This window comes from Domibacillus indicus, assembly GCF_000970685.1.
Lineage (GTDB): Bacteria > Bacillota > Bacilli > Bacillales > Domibacillaceae > Domibacillus > Domibacillus indicus.
Window position 1 is genome coordinate 21,054 of sequence record NZ_LAJB01000019.1, and the last position, 20,968, is coordinate 42,021.

18 protein-coding genes and 1 riboswitch are annotated in these 20,968 nt (G+C 46.5%); of the genes, 15 read left to right on the forward strand and 3 right to left on the reverse strand.

Annotation, left to right across the window (positions count from 1 at the left end; all coding sequences use genetic code 11):
* Positions 1–2: 2 nt before the first annotated feature.
* Positions 3–1,661: a PTS transporter subunit IIBC gene (locus tag VP98_RS16200; RefSeq protein WP_046176428.1), complete on the reverse strand. Its 1,659-nt coding sequence runs from the start codon at positions 1,659–1,661 to the stop codon at positions 3–5.
* A gap of 381 nt (positions 1,662–2,042) precedes the next feature.
* On the opposite strand from VP98_RS16200, the gene VP98_RS16205 reads away from it, so the two are divergent.
* Complete coding sequence (locus VP98_RS16205) at positions 2,043–3,707, forward strand: glycoside hydrolase family 13 protein (protein WP_046176429.1); 1,665 nt, start codon at positions 2,043–2,045, stop codon at positions 3,705–3,707.
* Positions 3,708–3,873: 166 nt separating this feature from the next.
* On the opposite strand, the gene VP98_RS16210 is transcribed toward VP98_RS16205, so the two are convergent.
* Positions 3,874–5,211, reverse strand: coding sequence for a 5'-deoxyadenosine deaminase (locus VP98_RS16210; protein WP_046176430.1), 1,338 nt, complete (start codon positions 5,209–5,211; stop codon positions 3,874–3,876).
* 43 nt (positions 5,212–5,254) lie between these two features.
* Positions 5,255–5,354: riboswitch (purine riboswitch) on the reverse strand.
* Between the two features lie 112 nt (positions 5,355–5,466).
* Between VP98_RS16210 and VP98_RS16215 the strand changes: the two genes are divergently transcribed.
* A complete protein-coding gene (locus tag VP98_RS16215; protein ID WP_046176431.1) occupies positions 5,467–5,883 on the forward strand; it encodes a hypothetical protein in 417 nt (138 codons plus the stop codon).
* Positions 5,884–6,089: 206 nt separating this feature from the next.
* On the opposite strand, the gene VP98_RS16220 is transcribed toward VP98_RS16215, so the two are convergent.
* Positions 6,090–7,706 (reverse strand): PucR family transcriptional regulator, encoded by a 1,617-nt coding sequence (locus tag VP98_RS16220; protein ID WP_046176432.1) that lies wholly within the window; start codon positions 7,704–7,706, stop codon positions 6,090–6,092.
* 182 nt (positions 7,707–7,888) lie between these two features.
* Between VP98_RS16220 and uraD the strand changes: the two genes are divergently transcribed.
* From uraD to VP98_RS16285, 13 genes are all read left to right on the forward strand, one after another.
* On the forward strand, positions 7,889–8,413 hold the full coding sequence (gene uraD / locus VP98_RS16225) for a 2-oxo-4-hydroxy-4-carboxy-5-ureidoimidazoline decarboxylase (protein WP_407919229.1): 525 nt from the start codon (positions 7,889–7,891) through the stop codon (positions 8,411–8,413).
* The gene (gene uraH, locus VP98_RS16230; protein WP_046176433.1) at positions 8,401–8,757 is read left to right on the forward strand and encodes a hydroxyisourate hydrolase; all 357 of its coding nucleotides are present in this window, start codon (positions 8,401–8,403) and stop codon (positions 8,755–8,757) included. The genes uraD and uraH overlap by 13 nt, the downstream gene beginning before the upstream one ends.
* 71 nt (positions 8,758–8,828) lie before the next feature.
* Positions 8,829–9,833, forward strand: a complete 1,005-nt coding sequence (locus tag VP98_RS16235; RefSeq protein ID WP_046176434.1) for an XdhC family protein — start codon at positions 8,829–8,831, stop codon at positions 9,831–9,833.
* A complete protein-coding gene (locus tag VP98_RS16240; protein ID WP_052712281.1) occupies positions 9,830–10,528 on the forward strand; it encodes an NTP transferase domain-containing protein in 699 nt (232 codons plus the stop codon). Before VP98_RS16235 ends, VP98_RS16240 begins: the two co-directional genes overlap by 4 nt.
* Positions 10,443–11,300, forward strand: coding sequence for an FAD binding domain-containing protein (locus tag VP98_RS16245; RefSeq protein WP_046176435.1), 858 nt, complete (start codon positions 10,443–10,445; stop codon positions 11,298–11,300). Before VP98_RS16240 ends, VP98_RS16245 begins: the two co-directional genes overlap by 86 nt.
* Positions 11,301–11,322: 22 nt before the next feature.
* Complete coding sequence (gene pucD / locus VP98_RS16250; protein ID WP_046176436.1) at positions 11,323–13,551, forward strand: xanthine dehydrogenase subunit D; 2,229 nt, start codon at positions 11,323–11,325, stop codon at positions 13,549–13,551.
* Entirely contained in the window at positions 13,541–14,035 is a 495-nt protein-coding gene (locus VP98_RS16255; protein ID WP_046176437.1) for a (2Fe-2S)-binding protein, read from the forward strand. Before pucD ends, VP98_RS16255 begins: the two co-directional genes overlap by 11 nt.
* A gap of 201 nt (positions 14,036–14,236) precedes the next feature.
* Positions 14,237–15,028, forward strand: coding sequence for an ABC transporter ATP-binding protein (locus tag VP98_RS16260; RefSeq protein WP_046176438.1), 792 nt, complete (start codon positions 14,237–14,239; stop codon positions 15,026–15,028).
* A 6-nt stretch (positions 15,029–15,034) separates the two neighbouring features.
* Positions 15,035–15,889 carry an ABC transporter permease gene (locus tag VP98_RS16265; RefSeq protein ID WP_046176459.1) on the forward strand — a complete coding sequence of 285 codons (855 nt, stop codon included), beginning with the start codon at positions 15,035–15,037 and terminating at the stop codon, positions 15,887–15,889.
* Between the two features lie 25 nt (positions 15,890–15,914).
* On the forward strand, positions 15,915–16,934 hold the full coding sequence (locus VP98_RS16270; protein ID WP_046176439.1) for an ABC transporter substrate-binding protein: 1,020 nt from the start codon (positions 15,915–15,917) through the stop codon (positions 16,932–16,934).
* A gap of 79 nt (positions 16,935–17,013) precedes the next feature.
* Complete coding sequence (locus VP98_RS16275) at positions 17,014–18,399, forward strand: 8-oxoguanine deaminase (RefSeq protein ID WP_046176440.1); 1,386 nt, start codon at positions 17,014–17,016, stop codon at positions 18,397–18,399.
* 47 nt (positions 18,400–18,446) lie between these two features.
* Positions 18,447–19,691, forward strand: coding sequence for a Zn-dependent hydrolase (locus tag VP98_RS16280; protein ID WP_046176441.1), 1,245 nt, complete (start codon positions 18,447–18,449; stop codon positions 19,689–19,691).
* A 13-nt stretch (positions 19,692–19,704) separates the two neighbouring features.
* Positions 19,705–20,955, forward strand: a complete 1,251-nt coding sequence (locus VP98_RS16285) for a pyridoxal-phosphate-dependent aminotransferase family protein (protein WP_046176442.1) — start codon at positions 19,705–19,707, stop codon at positions 20,953–20,955.
* The last annotated feature ends 13 nt before the right edge of the window (positions 20,956–20,968 follow it).

Genomic DNA, 20,968 nt, shown 5'->3' on the forward strand with positions numbered 1-20,968 from the left:
GTTTACACCCCCAAATAATCCTGTACATCCGACTTAATAACGTCCGCTTTTGGACCGTAAATCGCCTGGACGCCTTTGTCTTTTAAAATAAGGCCGAGAGCACCGGTTTTTTTCCAGTCTGCTTCTGATGATACTTTTTCAACGTCTTTTACCGTAACGCGCAGACGGGTCATACATGCGTCTACATCTTCAATATTATCGCTGCCGCCAAGCAGGCCGATAATTGTTGAAGCCACTGTTCCTTCTGCCGCCGGAGCACTTTCTGAAGCGGGAGCAGCTGTTTCGGCAGCTGTTTCTTCTTCATCCGTGTAATTTCCTGCCCGTCCCGGCGTTGGGAAATTGAATTTTTTGATCAAGAAGTTTGCGACTGTGAAATTCAGTGCGAAGAAAACAGCACATGTAATAATGAAATTAATAATATCACGAGTTAATCCCGCTTTTGCCGCCATTGGAATCCGGGTGATAAACTCAATCAGCCCGAATGAATGCAGCCGCAGATTAATTAAATCGGCTGCCGCAAAGCTTAATCCGGTTAAAATAGCATACACCACATATAAAAGAGGAGCTGCAAACATAAACATAAATTCAATCGGCTCTGTTACACCGGTTAAAAAGACAGCCAGGCCGGCAGACAAAAACATTGGCTTATACTTTGCCCGTTTGTCTTTATCAACGTTTTTGTACATAGCAAGTGCAATTCCGACAAGTGAGGCAGTGGAAATAATCATCTGTCCGACTTTAAAACGCGCCGGTGTCACATCCGCAAGTAATGCATTGTATGCAGCCATATCACCGGCCGCTTTTAAGTTGTTCAGGTCAGCTGCCCAGGCAAGCCAGAGCGGGTCCTGGCCGGCGACAACCTGTCCGGCGGACGCTCCTGTCAGCATTGTGTATGTGCCGCCAAGTTCTGTGTAGTTAATCGGAACCGTCAGCATATGATGCAGACCAAATGGCAGCAGGAGACGTTCGAGTGTACCGAATACGAATGGCGCGATAATCGGCGCTGTATCTTTTGATGTGGCAATCCACTTGCCGAAATCATTTAGAACACCCTGGATAAAAGGCCAGACCGCCGCAAGAAAAATGGCGATTACAACTGACCAGACAATTACTACAAACGGAACAAACCGTTTGCCGTTAAAAAAGGCTAATGAAGCGGGCAGTTTGCTGAAATTATAATATTTGTTAAAGATAACCGCTCCGGTAAAACCAGCAATAATACCGACAAACACCCCCATATTAAGAGCAGGTGCACCGAGTACAGACGTAAAATAATCGCTTACAATTAAGTCGCTGCCAAAGAAAGAAGACACAGCAGCTTCTGGATCGTTCATCATATCGCTGTTTAGGCCAAACAAAGCACCTGTAATTCTATTAATCAATACAAAGGCAAGCAGGGCCGCAAATGCTCCGCCGGCTCGTTCTTTTGCCCATGAACCGCCGATAGCCACTGCGAACAGAATATGTAAGTTCCCGATAATGGCCCAGCCGATATCCTCCATTACGTGAGCGGTCACTCCAATAATTTCGATATTGCCGCCCATCATAGCGATAAGCTTGCCGACTGAAATCATAATACCGGCCGCAGGCATAACAGCCACAACAACGAGAAGCGCTTTTCCAAGCTTTTGCCAGAAATCAAAAGACATAAACTTCTTCATAATCAAATCTCCTTTTGTATTTTTAAAATCTACGAAATCGTTTGCATGAGTAACATTCTAATAAATCCGCTTTCATTTAGCAAGAAGAAATTTACGAATTATTTTAAAATAAAGGTGAAAATAGTAGTTTTAAAATAATGAAAGACCAAATCAAAATAATAGAATTTAGCAAGTAACAAGAAAAAATAAATTTTTAGTGAAAACGATTGCACAAGTATATTTTATGATTTATACTAAATTGAGCGAGGCGGCTGTAAAATTAAATACATAAAAAGCGCGGCTGCAAAAGTATATCAGAGAAATGAACGGCTTCTCATTTTTCTTTGCATTCCGTGCTAAAATACACGTAGAAAACAATCTAGAAGATTTGGGGGACGTTTTATGAGCAAAGTATGGTGGAAAGAGGCGGTCGCGTATCAAATTTACCCGCGCAGCTTTATGGATTCGAATGGGGACGGTATTGGCGATATTCAAGGAGTCATCACAAAGCTCGATTATTTAAAAGATCTTGGAATTGATGTTATTTGGATCTGCCCGATGTTTGAATCGCCAAACGATGATAACGGCTATGATATAAGCGATTACAAAGAAATCATGGATGAGTTTGGAACAATGGCGGATTTCGACGAGCTTTTAAACGAAGTGCATGCGCGGGGCATGAAGCTTATTCTTGACCTTGTTATTAACCATACGAGTGATGAACATCCCTGGTTTATTGAATCGCGCTCCTCTAGAGATAATCCGAAGCGTGACTGGTATATCTGGCGTGACGGAAAGAACGGGGCGGAACCAAACAACTGGGAAAGCATTTTCGGAGATTCGGCGTGGGAATATGACCAGAAAACAGAGCAGTACTTCCTTCATCTCTTTTCGAAAAAACAGCCGGATTTAAATTGGGAGAACTCCGAAGTGCGCCGGGCGCTGTATGAAACTGTGAATTGGTGGCTTGATAAAGGGATTGACGGCTTCCGGGTCGATGCGATCAGCCATATTAAAAAGGTGGAAGGCTTAATTGACATGCCGAATCCAAACGAACTAAAATATGTTCCCTCCTTTGACCACCATATGAACGTAAAAGGCATTCAGCCGCTTTTAGAAGAACTAAAAGCTGAAACATTTGCAAAGTACGACATTATGACGATCGGAGAAGCAAATGGCGTAACAGCGGATGATGTTGAAGAATGGGTGGGTGAAGAAAAAGGGAAATTCAATATGATTTTTCAATTTGAGCACCTCGAATTATGGAATGCAGAAACAAAAACAGGCCTCGATATTCCAGGCTATAAAGAAGTGATGACCAAGTGGCAGAAAGCGCTTGAAAACAAAGGCTGGAATGCCCTGTTTATCGAAAACCATGATAAGGCGCGCGTGGTCTCTACCTGGGGGAATGACCGGGAATACTGGTATGAAAGTGCCACAGCTTTTGCGGCCGTTTATTTTTTAATGCAGGGAACACCGTTTATTTATCAGGGCCAGGAAATTGGCATGACCAATGTGAAATATGAAAGAATTGAAGATTACAATGACGTCCGTACGAAAAATATGTACCGCCTGGGCACCAGTGCCGGCATTCAGCACGATGAAATGATGGAGATTATCTGGCATTCAAGCCGTGACAACTCACGTACGCCTATGCAGTGGTCAGCAGAAGAAAATGCCGGCTTTACCACCGGCAAGCCGTGGATTAAGGTGAATGAAAATTATCAAAGCATTAATGTTGAAGCCCAACTGCAAAAGGAAGACTCCATCCTGAATTTTTATAAAAAGATGATTAAAGTGAAAAAAGCAAATGAGGTTTTCACATACGGGACTTATAACATTGTATTGGAGGAAGATACACGGTTATTTGCTTATACACGAACACTTGGAGAGGAAAAAGTGATCGTGCTTGGCAACCTGTCAGACCAGCCGGTGCCTGTGAAAAAACTCGATGGCGTCACATATGACTTTGCCCAGTTATTGCTTCATAACTACCCTGTGCGTGAAGAAACTCCGCCGGGTGAACTAATCCTTAATCCGTATGAAACTCGTGTTTATAAAATATAATACTGAACGGCTCAAATCAGTAAAGGTTTGAGCCGTTTTTGCATTAAAGGGCGGAAAAGGGAAATAGGGGGCGGAATAAATTGCATTTAGGGCGGTAAATGCTGTTGCCGCCCCGGGCAATTCGATAACCGCCCTAAAGTAAAATTTACCGCCCCGGGAGTGCATCTTACTGTAAAATAGCGGTCCGGCTGAGCAGACGTTTAATGGAAGCGTCTGCTTCTTTCAGCACGGTTTCTTTGTTGATTGTTTTCATGCGGCCGTTTTCCATTACTACCCTGCCGTCAACAATGGTTGTTTCCACATCCGCGCGTGTTGCCGAATAAACGATGCGGGAAATGGGGTCCACATCATAGGAGGGGAATGTATGAAAGCTGTTTAAATTTAAGATGGCCAGGTCTGCTTTCTTGCCGATTTCAATACTGCCGATTTCATGATCCATTCCGACAGCGCGGGCGCCGCCAATAGTCGCCATTTTAAACACAGCGCGGGCGTTCATGCAGGTTGGGCCATAAATCGGTTTTTGAATAAGAGCAGCAAGGCGCATTTCGTTAAACATATCCAAATTATTGTTGCAGGGAGCTCCGTCGGCCCCGAGGCTGACGGAGGAGCCGTCGTTAAGCAGCCCGGGAATATCAGCGATACCGGAAGCGAGCTTTAAGTTTGATCCGGGGCAGTGGCTGACATTGACACCGCGCTCTCGAATAATCCGCTTTTCCTGTTCATCGAGCCAGATGCAGTGTGCCAAAATAAGCCGCTCGTTGGCAAGGCCGAGATGATCGAGATAAACAACATTGCGCATGCCGGTTTCCTGCTCGACAATGGCGATTTCCCCTTTGTTTTCGGAAGCATGGGTATGTACTTTAACATTGTAGTGAGCAGACAGCTTCTGCACTTCTCGCAGCAGCTCTTCTGTGCAGGAAACGACAAACCTTGGGGAAAACGCATATTGAATGCGGCCGCTGTCATACATGTGCCATTTCTCTAATAAACCAACACTTTCTTGAATGGATGCAGCTGTTTTTTCCTGAAGGCCGGCCGGGACCTCATTTCCTTTGTCCATCATTACCTTGCCGGACAGGGCGCGGATGCCGCTTTCCGCAATGGCTTGAAACGCAAAATCGGTGTGGCTGACCGTTTCCATATCAACGATGGTTGTAGTGCCGCTTTGCAGGAGTTCCCCGATACCGAGCATGGCTGAATAGTAAATAGATTCTTCATCATGAGAAGCTTCAAGCGGCCATATTCTTTTTTTCAGCCAGTCCATTAATTCGAGATCATCCCCTTTTCCTCTAAACAGTGTCTGGCACAGGTGAATATGGGTTTGGACAAACCCGGGAATGACTGTCCGGCCGGATGCATCAATTATGTGATCCGCTGCTGTGCCGCTGAAAGAGGCGCCGATCGAGCTGATCCGGCCATCTTTAATATAAAGATCCCCTTTGATAATTTCCTCCCTTGCGTTCATTGTGATAATCTGTGCATTTTTGATCAATAAGCTTTCCATTTTATTCCCTCCAGTCAAATAAAAAAGGCTGCGAAAAAATAAGCGATGCTGCTTATTTTTTCGTAGCCGGGAATTTGCGGTTCCGAGTAGAGACCCTTAACCCATATTGTTAAGGATATACGAAAAAGATAAGTTGATCATAAGGGTCTGGCAGAAGCAATTCAACTTATCTGTAAGAAAATCTTACGCACATTCTGCCGGAGGTTCAAAATCATGATTAAATAAAAACACCAACGATTACAAGGAGGCCGCATAATGAATGTACAGTTTTTAAACGAACAGCATAAAAGCCGTTTTGAGCTGGCAAGGGCCTCGATGCCCGCTATGCAGCAGGCAGACCGGTCAAAGCTTGCTTTTGTATTTTTAGTGACAGGAGACCGTACGCTGAGGAAAACGCTCAATCCATATATTCATTTAAAGGATGGCCGTTTTTTATGGACGGACACACTTTCCAGCCCGGATGCGGATGCAGCCAATGGCAGCAGCACATTTTTGACACTGGCTATTCAGCTTTTAAGCAATCAAAAAATAACGGCGCCTGTTTATTTGATGGATGAATTAAGTGATGACCAGCTAAAGCTGGCCCTTAGTGCCATTATTATCCGTCGTATTGGAATCCCAGCCTTTCCTGAGAAAGAAAAAACAGATGAACGCTATTATTACTATATGTAAAAAGCCCGGAGAAAGAATCTCCGGGCTTCAGGCTGTTGACAAACGCTTGCTTTCGGCGTCACTTGCCGTCTGTGAATGCTCATGACCCCCAAACGGTCACTCCGCTTCCCAGCCGGCGGCGTTCCTGGAAAGACAAACGTTTTCAATCAGCCTGCTTTCTAACTTTGTCTACACTCTGAAACCCGGAGAAAGAATCTCCGGGCTTTTTATGCATTCAATAAGTGCTTTATACGCAAAGCGAGACGCACCTGCAGGGAAAAATCAGGATCCTTTAACGAAATACCGAGCAGCTCTTCGCATTTTTCCAGCCTGTATACGACTGTGTTGCGGTGCACAAACAGCCGCTTGGCGGTTTCGGAAATGTGGCAGTGGCTTTCCATATACACAAACAGTGTATCAAGCAGCGATTTCTCTTCTTCTAAATTGCTCAGCTTCAGCTGCTGGGTAGTATGCTTGTAAAATTGAATTAAATCCTTTGCGGGCAAAAGCCTTAACAGCTCATTTACATCTTTTGTCCGGTGAAAGTGGATGGAAGAAGGCCCGCTGGACAGCCTGTTGGTTTTCAAAGCATCACGCGCTTCTTTATAACCCTGGCGAACAAATAAAAGGGAAGAGCAAAGATGGCTGACACCAAAGGACATGGTTATTTTATGCTCGCGGCTCAGGCGGTTTTGGAGCTTATGTAAAAACGAAGCTGTGAACGAGTGAGTGTCTTTAATATGGTCAGGAGCTTTTAAAAGCAAAATTAATGTTTCGCCTTTTGTGAATAAATGACAGGGAACGTCCATTGTATGCAGCTCTTTTTCGAAAAAATGACAAATTTCATCAAGTTCTTTCTGATTTGTATAATAGGACCACTCTTCCTCGGGCGCATCGATCCGCCCGGCGGCGCAAATATATTTTTGCTTCAGCGGCAGATCAAATTCCTTTGCGCGGCTGACAGATTCTTCTTCACTTGAAAAAGCATCATCTAAAAAGTTTAAGAAAAATTCATTGCGGATGCGCCGTGTAAACTGTTTGACAGCATCCTCTTTTAAAAGCTCAAATGATATAACATTCAGCGCCTGCTCAATGGTCAGCAGTTTAACGTGTTCCTGTGGATAAATTGCTCCTTCAAGCAGGAGAAGCGCTGCATTTTTCTTGTGTGCATAAACGGGAAACAGCGTATAGGTTTTTTCAGCGGCGAGCGTAGTAAAAGTAGAGAAAGCAGAGCCCGGCGATAAGAAAGAGCCATGCTGTGACGACCATTCTTTTAAAAGAGAAAGAACATCGGACAACTGGCGGTCTCCGGCAAGAAGAGAGAAATAAGACGTGCACAAAAAAGCACGGTGCCCGGTCAATTCCGTTAAATTAGCGAGCAGTGCATTCAAGCCCTTGCCGCCCATGATATGGCTTGAGAACAGCTTATGTGTTTCAATGGCACTGTGCAATTCACTTGTCCGCTTGTCAAGAATAACATTGAGCATTTGATTGACTGTTTCACCGAGTGACCAGTTTTCAGGAATTTCAACGATAGGGAATTCAAGGCGATTGGCAAGCTGGATTGCTTCAGAAGGCAGCTGGCCGAAAAAGCGTTTTGTTTTTATAAACAGAGCGGCACAATGCTTGCGGGCCATTTGGTCGATAAGATAAATCAGCTTATCAGAATCGTCTTTGACATGGTAGCCTGTGGTAACAAGCAAATCGTTCGGCTTTAAGTAAGGGAGAATATCCGGAGCGTCCATCATCGTTACATTGGTAATATCGTTTAAAGCTCCTTTTTCACCCGCAATCCATTTCATATCTTGAAAAGGAGCCTGATTAAGCAGTGTTTTTAGTTTCACCGAATCCCTCCAAAAAACATTTTGTGTAATAAAATATAACACAAATTGAGTATGTTTTGTTATAAAAATATAAAATAATTTATTATTTAGTTGTTTTAACTAATGACAATAGAGATACCCCTTTGTAAAATATTTATTATGTTATTTAACATTACACAAAAGAAAGAGAAGAGGTGTCGAGCTTGCTGACAATCCAATTCGTTAATGAAATGAAAAAGTCTTCCTTCGTCCAGCATTTTGGCGGGGTATATGAGCATTCCCTCTGGGTAGCAGAACGGGCAGCCCATAGCCGTCCGTTTTCCTCGATTCGATCCTTGCATGAGCAGATGGTTTTGATTGTGCGCGAATCATCCGTTTCTGATCAGCTGGCACTGCTGCGCAATCATCCGAACCTTGGAGCAAGAATAAAGATGACAGATTCCTCCGTGAAAGAGCAGGCCAGTGCGGGTTTAACGGCTCTTTCAGAAGGTGAATTTACACAGTTTTCAATGCTGAACAAAGCTTATACAGAAAAGTTTGATTTTCCTTTTATTATCGCTGTCCGTGGCAAATCGAAAGAAGAGATCAGCATGAATATGGAAAAGCGTCTGGAAAATGATAAAAAAACGGAATTTGATACGGCTTTAAATGAAGTATTTAAGATCGCTCATTTCCGAATAAGGGACATTGTTGCTGCTGAAAAGGAGCCGAGTGAATGCCTGCATTGACTACACATATTTTAGATTTAACGCACGGACAGCCGGCATCAGGAGTCGAGGTGGATGTTTATTTTGTAAAGACCGAATCAGAAAAGAGGATCATCGCACAATCCGTCACCAACCGCGATGGCCGGGTGGATAAACCTCTGGTGGCAGAAGCGGATTTTGAAGAAGGAGAGTACGAGCTTTTATATTATATTGGTGATTATTTTGGCCGGAAAGAAGTTTCTGCCGGCAGCCCGCCGTTTTTAAATCGGGTGGCGGTGCGGGTGAGCCTGTCAGCATCCGCGGCTCATTATCATATTCCGCTTCTTATTTCGCCTTGGGGTTATCAAGTGTATAGAGGAAGCTGACAAAAAGGGCAATGATTTTTAAATCAGCGCCCTTTTTTAGCACAGCAAATCTTAGAGGGGGGAACATCGTTATGGAGGAAATTCATGATGTGCTGGATGCCATTAGCAATACTTCGGCTGGAGGTGTACTGGCAATGATCGTTAAAGTCACCGGCTCTGCTTATAAAAAGGAAGGAGCAGCAATGTTATTTAAGCCGGATGGAACGCAGGTGGGCTTGCTGAGCGCCGGCTGTCTGGAGGAAGATCTGGCCGGGCGGCTGGAAGAAAATGATGAGCTGTATAGGGAGCTTATATATGATATGCGCGGTGAGGATGAGTTTTCCTGGGGGGAAGGTTCAGGCTGTAATGGAGTTATTCACATATGGACTGAAAAGCTGACTGAGGCACATCTAACGCATTTGCTTCAATTAAAAAAATTACTTCAGGAAGGCCAGTCTGTATTAATGATAAAAAAGCGGGGTGACCGTCCGGGTTATTTGTTTGTTCCCGAGTCAGGAGAGGCGTTCGGGCATTGGGAAGGCGGCATACCGGACAATGGCCGGGTGCTTGAACGCGGGATGTTTTTCAGCAAAGCGCTGAAAAGCGATGTGTATGTACACCGAATTCGCCCAAAGCGAAGGCTGGTTGTATTTGGAGCAGGTCCCGATGCGCGCCCGCTCGTTTCATTTGCGGCCGGTGCCGGGTTCTCGGTTACGGTTGCTGACTGGCGCCCCGCTTTTTGCACAGCAGATCATTTTCCATCTGCAGAAACCCGTATTGTCGGTTTTCCGCATGAGGTGCTCGGCCAATTAAAGCTGAAATCAGATGATTGCGTTGTAGTCATGACTCATAATTTCAAACGGGATCAGGAGCTGGTATGCGCATTGGCAAAGAAGGAACTGAGGTATCTTGGTGTACTTGGTTCGGAGAAAAGAACCGCCCGCTTGTTTGGGGCAGACACTGTTCCTTCAGGAGTTTCCTCGCCGGCCGGTTTAGCCATTCGGGCTCAGGGAGCAGAAGAAATTGCGATCAGCATTGTCGCCCAGCTTATTGAAGTGAGCCATGCGGTTTCCGTGAAAGAAGCGGCCTGCATATGAACAGTCCGATTATCGGTATTTTGCTCGCAGCTGGCAGCAGCCGCCGGATGGGCGAAAACAAGCTGCTGCTGCCGCTTGGTGATACAACGATTGGGGGAGCAACACTCAGGGCGGCGCTTTCCTCCAGACTTGACCATGTGGTTGTTGTCAGAAAAAAAGAAGAGGAAGCCTGCTGGATACAGCCTGATTTTTTGAGGGAAAGAAATTGGTCGCAAACAGTTTGTAAGGATGCTTCCCGAGGTCAGGCGTATTCACTGGCAGCCGGTTTGAAAGCAGCTGAAAACGCGGGTGCAGGGGCCGCCGTGATTCTTCTGGCAGACCAGCCGTTTGTTAATTCGAGTTTAATTAATGAGCTGATAGATATGTATAACGCAAGGAAGCCGGCATTTGTTTCATCGCGTTTCCACGATATTGCCCGGCCGCCGGTGCTTTTTTCAAGGCATCTTTTTGCAGAGCTTCAGAAACTGGAGGGGGACCGGGGGGCGGGAAATTTGCTGAAGCAGCCGTCTTTTGCCTGCAGGGGCATTATGATTGAGAGGAAAAGAGACTATTCCTTTTTTGATATCGATACAAAGAAAGATTACAAAGAAGCGGTAAGGAGGGAGAGGAATGGTGGCTGCGTTAACGGCGACATCAACATCTGTCTGGCAGCCGGTGAGCCTGGAAGAGGCCCGGGCATTAAAAAAAGAGCTTGATGGCGTATCCCGGTTTATTGCCGGAGGAACGCTTATGCAAATGCAGCGGGAGCAGGGAATTGCATTTCCTCCTCATTTAATCAGCCTGGAGCGGATTCGTGAACTGGCAGATATTGAAGAGACGGTGGACCGGTCCATTCGAATCGGTGCGCTGACCGACCTGGAGACATGTCGCACCCACTCATTGATAAAAAGGAAGTGCCCTGTTTTAGGGAAAGCAGCTGGCACGATTGCCTCGCCGGCTGTGCGAAACCGGGGCACGCTTGGCGGCAATATTCTTTATGGTGTCGGGGACGCTATTCCAATTTTGCTGGCGCTGGATGCGCGCCTCTCCTGGTTTTGTGAGGGTGGTATTCAGTCTGAGCCGCTTGCTGGCTTCGTTGATAGAAAAGAAGCTCCGGAGGAAGGAGCTATTTTAACCGATATTATCATTCCTTCTCCTGTAAAAGGCCGCTGTTTTTTTCACAAAGTCGGGCGAAGAGAAGCGTTTATTCCGTCTGTTGTGACTGTTGCGATGTACGTGGAAGTTACCGGTTCAAATACAGTTAAAATGATTCGGATGGCGGTTGGGGGCGGTGTTAATACACCGATGCGTTTAAAGGAATGTGAAGAAATGGTAAGCGGCAAGCAGCTGACAGACGGCTTCATGTCTGGTCTTGCCAGCCGTATCAAAAAGGAGTCAGCCCTGATTGGCGACGTTTTCGCATCAGCGGATTACCGGAGGACTGTGGCAGCGAACCTTCTTGTCAGGGAGCTGCAGTCTGTTCTATAAAGCTGGAGAAAGGAGCATAAGGATGAAAAAAAATATCCGGCCGGATGGAAAAGCGAAAGTAACAGGGAAAATGAAGTACCTGACAGATTTATCGTTCCCGCATATGCTCTACGGGAAAATTTTAAGAAGCCCTTACCCGCATGCCCGTATTCTTTCCATTTCCACTGATGAAGCACAGCGTCTGCCTGGTGTTCAGGCGGTCATTACACATAAAGATGTACCTGCCTTAAATGGGTTTGGTATCGTAACACCGGATCAGCCGGTATTATGCAAGGATATTGTACGATATGTTGGAGATGCTGTAGCGGCTGTGGCGGCCGACTCTATTGAGATCGCCGCCCGGGCGCTTGAACTGATAGGAATTCAATATGAGCCTCTGCCCGTTCTGGACTGCCCGGAAAAAGCGCTGGAAGAAACAGCGCCGCTTCTTCATCCAGACGGCAATGTTCTTCATCGTGCAGGATTCCAAAAAGGGGATATTGAAAAAGAATTTTCCCAATGTGCAAAAATTGTTGAAGAAACGTATCAAGTACCGCGCCAGCTGCATGCATATATGGAAACAGAAGGCGGGGTCATTGTGCCGGAAAAGAACGGCAGTCTTACTGTTTATGTGGGCACGCAGCATGGATTTAAAGACCAGTTTCAGCTGGCCCGGATTTTGGGGATGCCGGCAGAACGCATTCGGATTGTATCGAGCCCGATGGGAGGATCGTTTGGCGGGAAAGATGAACTCAACATCCAGCCGTATGGTGCTCTGCTCGCATTGAAAACCGGAAAACCGGTGAAAATCCACCAGACAAGGCAGGAATCGATGCGTTCAAGCATTAAACGCCACCCGATGAAGATTACGATGAAAACAGGAATTGACCGGGAGGGGAGGCTGCGTGCCCACCAAACAAGAATTGTGGCCGATACGGGCGCTTATGCGACGCTTGGACCGGCCATTCTGGATTTTGCTGTTGAGCATGCGGCCGGTCCGTATATGATCCAGGCTGTTGACACAAAGGGTATTTCCGTTTTTACCAATAACGGTGTTTCTGGAGAATTTCGCGGGTTTGGAGGGAACCAGGTTACGTTCGCTCTTGAAGGGCAAATTGACCGCCTGGCCGAGGCTATTGGCATGGATGGTATAGCAGTGAGGCGTCTTAATATTCGGAGCAAACAAGATCCCGGGCCGCTTGGGCAGAGAATCGTTGAAACAGATGGCGCTTTGGATGTGCTGGAATCAGCCGCTGCAGTGTATGCGGAGAAAAAACGGCTGCCTTTAAAACAAGATACGTGGAAGCGGACGGGCGTAGGGATGGCTGTGACGATGCACGGCGGCGGACTTGGGTTTGGACGGCTGGATCCTGCCGGCGGGCGCCTGTCATTTAAAGAAGATGGAAAAATTGAAATTGCTTTTGGCTTTGAGGAAGCAGGCCAGGGAATCCTTGCTGTTATTGAAGCCATCACGGCCGGGCAGCTGGGCTGCGCGAAGGAGGATATTTCCATCATAATTGGTGATACGTCGCTTGTACCGTCATCCGGCTCTACTACCGCTTCGCGGGGAACGAGCATGGTCTGGCATTCGCTTCAGCGGCTGAAAAAACCGTTTTTGCAAAAATTGCTGGCCCGGGCAGCGCGAAAAACAGGGATAGAAGAAAAGCGGCTCTCAGTCGGCCCGGGTGGTATTCAGGTAAATGGAGAATACAAACTGTCCTTTCAGGAGCTGGCAGCAGGCGAGGAGCCGATTGTTGTTGCTGCACAATTCGATTTTCCGGTTTCGCCCGATCCAATTGATTCAGCCCATTTTTTATACACATACAGTGGTGTCGTTGCTCAGGTGGAGGCAGATCTTTTAACGGGCAGAATACGTGTAACCGGCCTGCACCAGACAACAGCAGCCGGGCCGGTCGTCAACGAAATGGGCTATATAGGACAAATTGAAGGAGGCGGCGTGATGGCGCTTGGTTATACGCTGATGGAAGATGTTACGATGACAGAGGGCCATTATGCGGTGGAAAACTTTGATTCCTACTTAATTCCAGGAATTGTGGATGTGCCTTTTAACTTGCAGGTGAGAGCAATCGAATCGCTGCCGGCTGAAGATCATTATGGACCGCGCGGTGTGGGGGAAATTGGAACGGTCGCGGTAGCCCCGGCCATTGCCAGTGCTATTTATGATGCAGTCGGCTTGAGGGTCAGCCGGCTGCCGGTTAAGCCGGAAGCATTACTGCAATCAATTGAAAGGAGTGTTCTCTATGAAAGTTAATCATCAAACAGCAGAAAAAACAGAGGCAATGCCTGTGTCTTTTCTGTTAAATGGGGAAACCGTTCAATTAAATATCTCTCCAGTGATGAGAGCGGTCGATGTAATTCGTAACGAACTAAACCAGACGGGAACTAAAATTTCATGCGGTATCGGCCGGTGCGGGGCCTGCTCGATTTTGCTGAATGGAAAATTGGCGGTTTCATGCCTTATTCTTGCCTATCAGCTTGAAGACGCTTCGGTTGTAACGATTGAAGGGCTGTCAGATGGAAAACAAATGCACCCGATTCAGGAAGCGTTTCTTGAAGAAGGGGGCTTTCAATGCGGCTATTGTACACCGGGAATGATAATGGCGGCGAAATGCCTTCTTGACTCGAATCCAAAACCGGATCAGGCGGATATCCAAAAAGCTTTTTCAGGGAACTTATGCCGCTGCACAGGCTATGGCGGGATTGTTCGGGCGATACAGTGTGCCAGCTCAAAATAAATATTGTTATATTATCTTACATAAAGAGGCGTAATCCAACAAGGATTACGCCTCTTTTCTATTTTACTGCTAACAAGATGAATAATATTTAGTGATAATGCACATTGAGGTTCATCTTGTCTGTGAATATGATGTTAATAGATATTACATAGATAGAGAATGCCGTTTTAAATAAGAATTGAGTTAGGAGGAGAGAGCGACATGACGACCAAACAAAAGCAGGCCGTTTATTTTCAAAATGTCAGCAAAATCTATAATACCGGTACGATTGCTCTTAATCATTTTGACTTTTCGGTGGAAGAAGGAGAGTTTGTCAGCTTTCTTGGGCCTTCTGGATGCGGAAAATCTACTGCGCTGAGAATGGTAGCCGGACTTGGCTCTCCAACAGTAGGCGAAGTGACCGTTTTTGATAAAACGCCGGAAGAGCTTATTAAAAATACAAATGACATCGCTTTTGTGTTTCAGGACGCCAACCTGCTTCCATGGCGCAGTGTGCTTGATAATGTTCTGCTGCCGCTTGAGCTTCGCGGCGGGAATAAAAAAGAGAAACAAGAAGCTGCAGTCAAAGTGCTGGAGATGGTCGGATTAAAAGACCATCTCAAATCATACCCGAGACAGCTATCCGGCGGAATGAGAATGCGTGTCTCCATTGCCCGTGCGCTTGCAGCTAAACCAAAGCTTCTGCTCATGGACGAACCCTTTGCAGCCCTGGATGAAATCACCCGGCAGACCCTGCAGATGGAGCTGCTCGATATATGGGAAAAAGAAAAAATGACCGTTTTATTTGTGACACACAACGTATATGAAGCCGTCTTTTTATCTTCTAAAATTGCAGTTATGTCTGCTCGCCCGGGAAGACTTTCATCGGTCATTGATGTAAACCTTCCATACCCTCGTGAATTGGGCATGAGAACAGATCCTGCTTTTTCAAAATATGTTGATATTGCCTCGGCCAGTCTTGAAAATCATGAACATCGAAAGGAGACAGTTTAAATGGCAATGTCGGAAATGGAAATAACGAAGAAGCAAAATGCGTTAGCAGCCGCAGGAAAAAAGAATAAGCCACTGGGTACGACATTTAAAGAAATGTATCTCGGTCCCATCGTTGCATTTATTTTGTTTATTTCAATGTGGCAGCTGATCCCTCTTGCTCTGGGTCTTCCCCATTATATTCTGCCGAAGCCAACAGACGTTTTAGAGGCAACGGTATCTGATTGGGCTTTGCTTGGAGAAGCGATCCGCATTACGATTTTTGAATCAGTGATCGGCTTTTTGCTAAGCGCTGTAATAGGCATCGGTGTTTCTGTTCTTTTGGCCAGTTCCAAAATACTGGAGCGAAGCATTTATCCATATGCGATCATTTTGCAGACCATCCCAGTCGTGGCGGTAGCTCCGATTGTGGTCATCTGGTTTGGCGCCGGCTTTAACTCTATTGTTGTTATTTCTTTTTTAATCGGGTTTTTCCCGGTTATCTCCAATACATTAATGGGCTTAAATTCCGTTGATAAAAACATGGATGAGCTTTTTACTTTGTACAATGCATCAAAGTGGCAAAGAATGTGGAAGCTCCGCATTCCAGCAGCCATGCCTTACATCATGGCCGGACTGAAAATTTCCTGTACATTGTCCATCGTCGGCGCTATTGTCGGTGAATATGTAGCGGGAATAGGCGGCGGAAATGGCGGCCTGGGTTATGCCATTACAGTCGCAGCCATTCAAGTAAAAACATCGTTTTTGTTTTCATGTGGAATTGCGGCAGCGATCCTGGGAATCAGCTTTTATCTGCTCGTCAGCCTGTTCTCAAAAATGATGCTTGGCAGCTGGCATGAATCAGCAATGAAATCAGAAAAATAAAGAGATAGATAGAGGAGGAAATGGAATGGAGATTCGAAAATGGAAACAAAAAGGGCTGCTTGCTTCGATGATGGCAGTGAGTTTAATGCTTGCGGCATGCGGAGAGGAAAGCGCCTCGAATACAGAAAGCGAGCCAGCCGGTGCGGAAGGGAAAATAGAAGACGTAAAGCTGGTGCTAAACTGGTTCCCGAAATCCCAGCATGGCGGCGTATACAGTGCAGTTGAAGAAAGAACATTTGAGGAAAACGGATTAAATGTAGAGGTGGAACCGGGCGGCCCGCAAGTATCGCCTGTACAAATTGTTTCCGCCGGCGATGCACAGTTTGGCCTTGCACATGCGGACCAGATGCTGATTGCGCGCAATCAGGGAATTGAACTTGTTGCGCTCGCTGCCACCATGCAGGGAAGCCCTCAGGCCTTTATGTTTCACAAGGGAGAAGACATTCAAGGCTTCGAGGATTTGAACGGCCGTGAAGTATTTGTTCAGCCCGGCATTACCTACTGGGACTTCTTGAAAAACAAATATGATTTAAGCGGTGCGACGGAACTGGGCTACAACGGCCAGCATGTGAATTTTATCGACAGTAAAACATCGGTGACCCAGGCGTTCGTTACTTCAGAACCGTTTTTCATGGAGCAGGAAAATGTACCGGTTGAAACACTGCTCGTCTCGGAGTCGGGCTATGACCCGTACAATGTCGTGCTGTTTACCACAAAGAACTATTTGGAGAGCAATAAAGAAACCGTCGAGAAGTTTGTTGAATCCTATATAAAAGGCTGGAAGTCATACGAAGAATCATCTGACAAGATTAATGAAGTGATTATCGGTGAAAATCCAAATATTGAGCTTGAGGCATTGAACTTTGAAACAGAAACGCAGCATGAATATGTTTACGGCAAGGATGCCGCTGAGCATGGAATCGGCTATATGACGGAAGAGCGCTGGGATACATTGAAAAACCAGCTTCTTGATATCGGGCTGCTTGAGGAAGACTTTGAGACAAGCGAGATTTTCACAACCGAATTTTTACCGGGCCATGAATAAGAACGAATTGGAAAGACCTTAGTTTCTCCCGGATACTAAGGTTTTTCTTTTCCAGTGGTGAATGAATTGAGGAGATTACATGAAGACATTGTTAATCAAAAACGCTAGAAATATTATTTCAATGGATGAAAAGCGCCGCCAGTACCCGCGCGGAAACATCTATATAGAGGGGCAGGAAATCAAAGCCATTGGTTCCGTTATTCCCTTTGAAACAGCAGATACGGTTATTGATGCCCGGGATAAAATTGTTTATCCGGGCCTGATCAATACCCACCATCATTTGTATCAAACTTTTACACGGAATATTCCGAGAGCGCAGGACTGCGAATTATTTGACTGGCTGCTTACGCTTTATGACATTTGGCGTCATATTGAACCGGAGGATGTTTATTTAAGTGCCATGACCGGCCTGGGTGAATTATTAAAAAGCGGCTGTACAACTGTGGCGGATCATTTTTATGTTTTTCCAAACGGCATAAGCGGCGAGCTGATTGATGAAGAAATCCGGGCAGCCCGTGACCTTGGCGTCCGTTTCTTTCCCACAAGAGGCTCGATGAGTTTAGGCAGGTCACGGGGCGGTCTGCCGCCAGATGAAGTGGTTCAGACAGAAGAGATCATTTTACGGGATACGAGACGTGTCATTGAAAGATACCATGATTCAAGCAAATTTTCATTTCTGCGGGTTGGCGTTGCGCCGTGCTCCCCATTTTCAGTCAGCAAATCATTATTAAAAGAATCCGCTCATCTGGCAAGAAGCTACGGAGTGCGTATGCACACCCATTTAGCCGAAACAAAAGATGAAGAAAGGTTTTGCCGCGAAAAGCTGGGACTTCGGCCGTTAGAATTAATGGAAGAAACGGGCTGGGTCGGCAGTGATGTCTGGTACGCGCATGGAATCTGGTTTAATCAGCATGAAATGCAAACCATGGGTTCATGCGGATGCGGAGTTGCTCACTGCCCAAGCAGCAATATGAAGCTTTCTTCAGGTGCTTTTCCCATCCTCGACATGAAAAGAGCAGGTGTGAAAGCAGGGCTTGGCGTAGATGGTTCGGCGTCGAATGATGCATCAAACATGCTTCTTGAATTAAAGATAATGAACCTTCTTCATAAGCATCAGCAGGGGATAAACGCTCTGTCTGCAGAAGAATGCTTGTCAACAGCAACAAATGGCTCCGCAGAAGTATTAGGCTGGGAAGATGCCATCGGATCGCTTGAAGCCGGAAAAGCGGCTGATTTATTCATGATTGATACGAATCGTCTTGAGTATGCCGGCGCGCTGTTTGACGATGCGGCCCTGCCCATTTTAACAGGAACTCCTCAAGTGCACACAACAATTGTAGGGGGAAAAGTAGTAGTAGAAAACGGGCGGCTCATTCATATTGATGAACAGAAGCTGGCAGTTAAAGCACAGCAGGCAGCGATGCGGATGGTTGAAACGGCGATGAAGCATACAAATATAAATTAACGTAGAAAAAGAGGAAGAAATACGATGCAGAAGAAGGGGGCAATTATGTGACAATTCCAGTACAGGAAGCAGATTATGGATTTAAGACGGCGAATGAGATGCTGGAATGGCTGGCGGCGTTCGGAGGCAGCAAAAGCGGCGGCGTAACGAGGCTCTTGTATTCAGACGCATGGCTTGAAGCGCAGCATGCTTTAAAAAAGCTTATGCAGGCGAAGGGACTGGATGCCCGGTTTGATGAAGTGGGCAATCTATTCGGCCGGCGCATTGGTATAGAAGAGCCGGAATCCGTTATTCTAACAGGCTCTCATGTGGATACGGTAATCGATGGAGGAAAATTTGACGGTGCTTATGGGATTGTGGCCAGCTTATTGGCTGTTGAACGTTTATATGAGCAATATGGACCGCCGAAACGGACGATTGATATTGTTTCGCTGGCTGAAGAAGAAGGAAGCCGTTTTCCCCTTACCTTCTGGGGATCGGGATGGATCACGGGCCGTTATAACTTGAATCAGGCAGAGCATATTTACGACAAAGACGGGATTTCGCTAAAGGCGGCAATGGAAGAAGCGGGCTTTGGCGCCAAACTTATACCGGTTGAACGGCGAAAACCAAAAGCATTCGTCGAAATCCATGTTGAGCAGGGCATTGTTTTAGAGAGAAAGAAAAAATCAATTGGGATTGTCAGCCACATTGTGGGACAGCGCCGGTATACCGTCCACTTTAAGGGTGAAAGCAACCATGCCGGAACAACGCCAATGTCGATGCGCAGGGATGCTATGCGTTTAATGGCGGAGTGGACTGTTTTTCTATCGAATGAAGCAGAAGCACTGGATGAATCCTTTGTTGCTACAGTCGGTAAAGCAGCCGTGAAACCGAATATGCCGAATGTTATTGCGGGGGAGGCGGAATGCAGTCTTGACGCCCGGCACTACGACTCATCAGTTTTGGACCGGTTTGAACAAAAACTAATGGAATTTGAAACGCAGGCTAAAGCGCGCAGCGTGGCAATGAAAATAGAGAAATGGATGAGTATTGAACCAGTGGCATTAGATAAGCGCCTGGCAGAGTCGGCTGCCCGGCAAGCACAGCGGTTGGGATTATCTTACAAAACAGTAATCAGCGGAGCCGGCCATGATTCACAGGTATTTGGCGGCTATTGTCCGACGATGCTGTTATTTGTGCCAAGCCGAAATGGAATCAGTCATTCGCCTGATGAATGGACGGCACCGGAGGATCTTGAAAAAGGGATTCAAATGCTTATGGGTGAGCTTTACGCGCTCGCTTATGCGTAAGGAGGAAAATGGAATGACATATAGAGATTTAAACACACCGATCCGCACAATTATGACACCGGGCCCGGCAGAGGTAGACCCGCGTGTGTTGCGGGCCATGGCCACGCCGGTCGTCGGCCAGTTTGACCCGGCGTTCACCGATATTATGAACGAAGTAATGGAGATGCTCCGCGCTTTGTTTCAAACAAAAAATAAATGGGCATTCCCGGTAGATGGCACCTCGCGGTCAGGCATTGAAGCGATGCTGGCCAGTGTAATCCGTCCTGGAGACCGTGTGCTTGTGCCGGTTTATGGCCGCTTCGGACATTTGTTAATGGAGATTTGCGAACGGTACGGCGCGGAAGTAGAAGCTGTCTACACAGAATGGGGAACCGTTTTTGAGCCGGCTGAAATTATTCGAAAAATAGAGGAAACAAAACCGAGCATTGTGGCGATGGTGCATGCGGAAACCTCAACCGGATGCATGCAGACGCTGAAGAAAATCGGTCATGCATGCCGCGAGCGGGATATTCTCTTTATTGTAGATGCGGTCGCTTCTGTTGGCGGTACGGAGGTAAGAGTAGACGAATGGTGTATTGACGGTGTAATCGCCGGCACGCAAAAATGTTTGTCCGTTCCTTCCGGCATGGCACCGCTTACTTATAATGACAGGGTTGAAAAGCGCATTGCAAGCCGCAAAAAAACAGAAAGAGGCATTGCAACGGAAGAAGAATTAAAACAGCAAAGTGACATTTTTATCCGCAGCAATTACTTTGACCTTGGCATGCTTCAGGATTACTGGGGTCCCCGCCGACTCAACCATCACACTGAAGCCACGTCAATGCTGTATGCTCTTCGTGAAGGCTTGAGAATTTTGCTTGAAGAAGGGCTTGAGGAACGGTTTGAACGCCATGCTTTCCATGAAAAAGCCCTGATAGCAGGAATTAAGGGAATGGGCCTCGAATTATTTGGACAAAAGGAGGCAAAGCTGCCGACTGTTACCTGCATAAAAGTTCCTGAAGGAGTTGAAGCGGATTCTGTCCGAAGCATGCTTTTGGAGGGGTTTGGCATTGAAATTGCCAGCTCATTCGGTCCGCTCCACGGGAAAATCTGGCGGATTGGCACAATGGGCTACAGCTGTCGCCGGGAAAATGTACTGGCGGTGCTGGGTGCGCTTGAAGCTGTTTTAATCCGCCAGGGGGTGCCGGTAAACCGGGGTGAAGCAGTGCAGGCAGCACTTGACTGTTACATGAAGCCGGCAGTAAAAGCTCCGATCGAAGCATAAGGCAAAGGAGAGA

Excerpts from the sequence above, each read along its gene's own strand:
- VP98_RS16205 (WP_046176429.1), top strand. The coding sequence starts at position 2,043 with ATGAGCAAAGTATGGTGGAAAGAGGCGGTCGCGTATCAAATTTACCCG.
- VP98_RS16245 (WP_046176435.1), top strand. The coding sequence starts at position 10,443 with ATGGTGGCTGCGTTAACGGCGACATCAACATCTGTCTGGCAGCCGGTG.
- VP98_RS16235 (WP_046176434.1), top strand. The coding sequence starts at position 8,829 with ATGGAGGAAATTCATGATGTGCTGGATGCCATTAGCAATACTTCGGCT.
- VP98_RS16265 (WP_046176459.1), top strand. The coding sequence starts at position 15,035 with ATGTCGGAAATGGAAATAACGAAGAAGCAAAATGCGTTAGCAGCCGCA.
- pucD (WP_046176436.1), top strand. The coding sequence starts at position 11,323 with ATGAAAAAAAATATCCGGCCGGATGGAAAAGCGAAAGTAACAGGGAAA.
- VP98_RS16215 (WP_046176431.1), top strand. The coding sequence starts at position 5,467 with ATGAATGTACAGTTTTTAAACGAACAGCATAAAAGCCGTTTTGAGCTG.
- uraH (WP_046176433.1), top strand. The coding sequence starts at position 8,401 with ATGCCTGCATTGACTACACATATTTTAGATTTAACGCACGGACAGCCG.
- VP98_RS16210 (WP_046176430.1), bottom strand. The coding sequence starts at position 5,211 with ATGGAAAGCTTATTGATCAAAAATGCACAGATTATCACAATGAACGCA.
- VP98_RS16240 (WP_052712281.1), top strand. The coding sequence starts at position 9,830 with ATGAACAGTCCGATTATCGGTATTTTGCTCGCAGCTGGCAGCAGCCGC.
- VP98_RS16275 (WP_046176440.1), top strand. The coding sequence starts at position 17,014 with ATGAAGACATTGTTAATCAAAAACGCTAGAAATATTATTTCAATGGAT.
- VP98_RS16285 (WP_046176442.1), top strand. The coding sequence starts at position 19,705 with ATGACATATAGAGATTTAAACACACCGATCCGCACAATTATGACACCG.
- VP98_RS16200 (WP_046176428.1), bottom strand. The coding sequence starts at position 1,661 with ATGAAGAAGTTTATGTCTTTTGATTTCTGGCAAAAGCTTGGAAAAGCG.
- VP98_RS16255 (WP_046176437.1), top strand. The coding sequence starts at position 13,541 with ATGAAAGTTAATCATCAAACAGCAGAAAAAACAGAGGCAATGCCTGTG.
- VP98_RS16260 (WP_046176438.1), top strand. The coding sequence starts at position 14,237 with ATGACGACCAAACAAAAGCAGGCCGTTTATTTTCAAAATGTCAGCAAA.
- VP98_RS16270 (WP_046176439.1), top strand. The coding sequence starts at position 15,915 with ATGGAGATTCGAAAATGGAAACAAAAAGGGCTGCTTGCTTCGATGATG.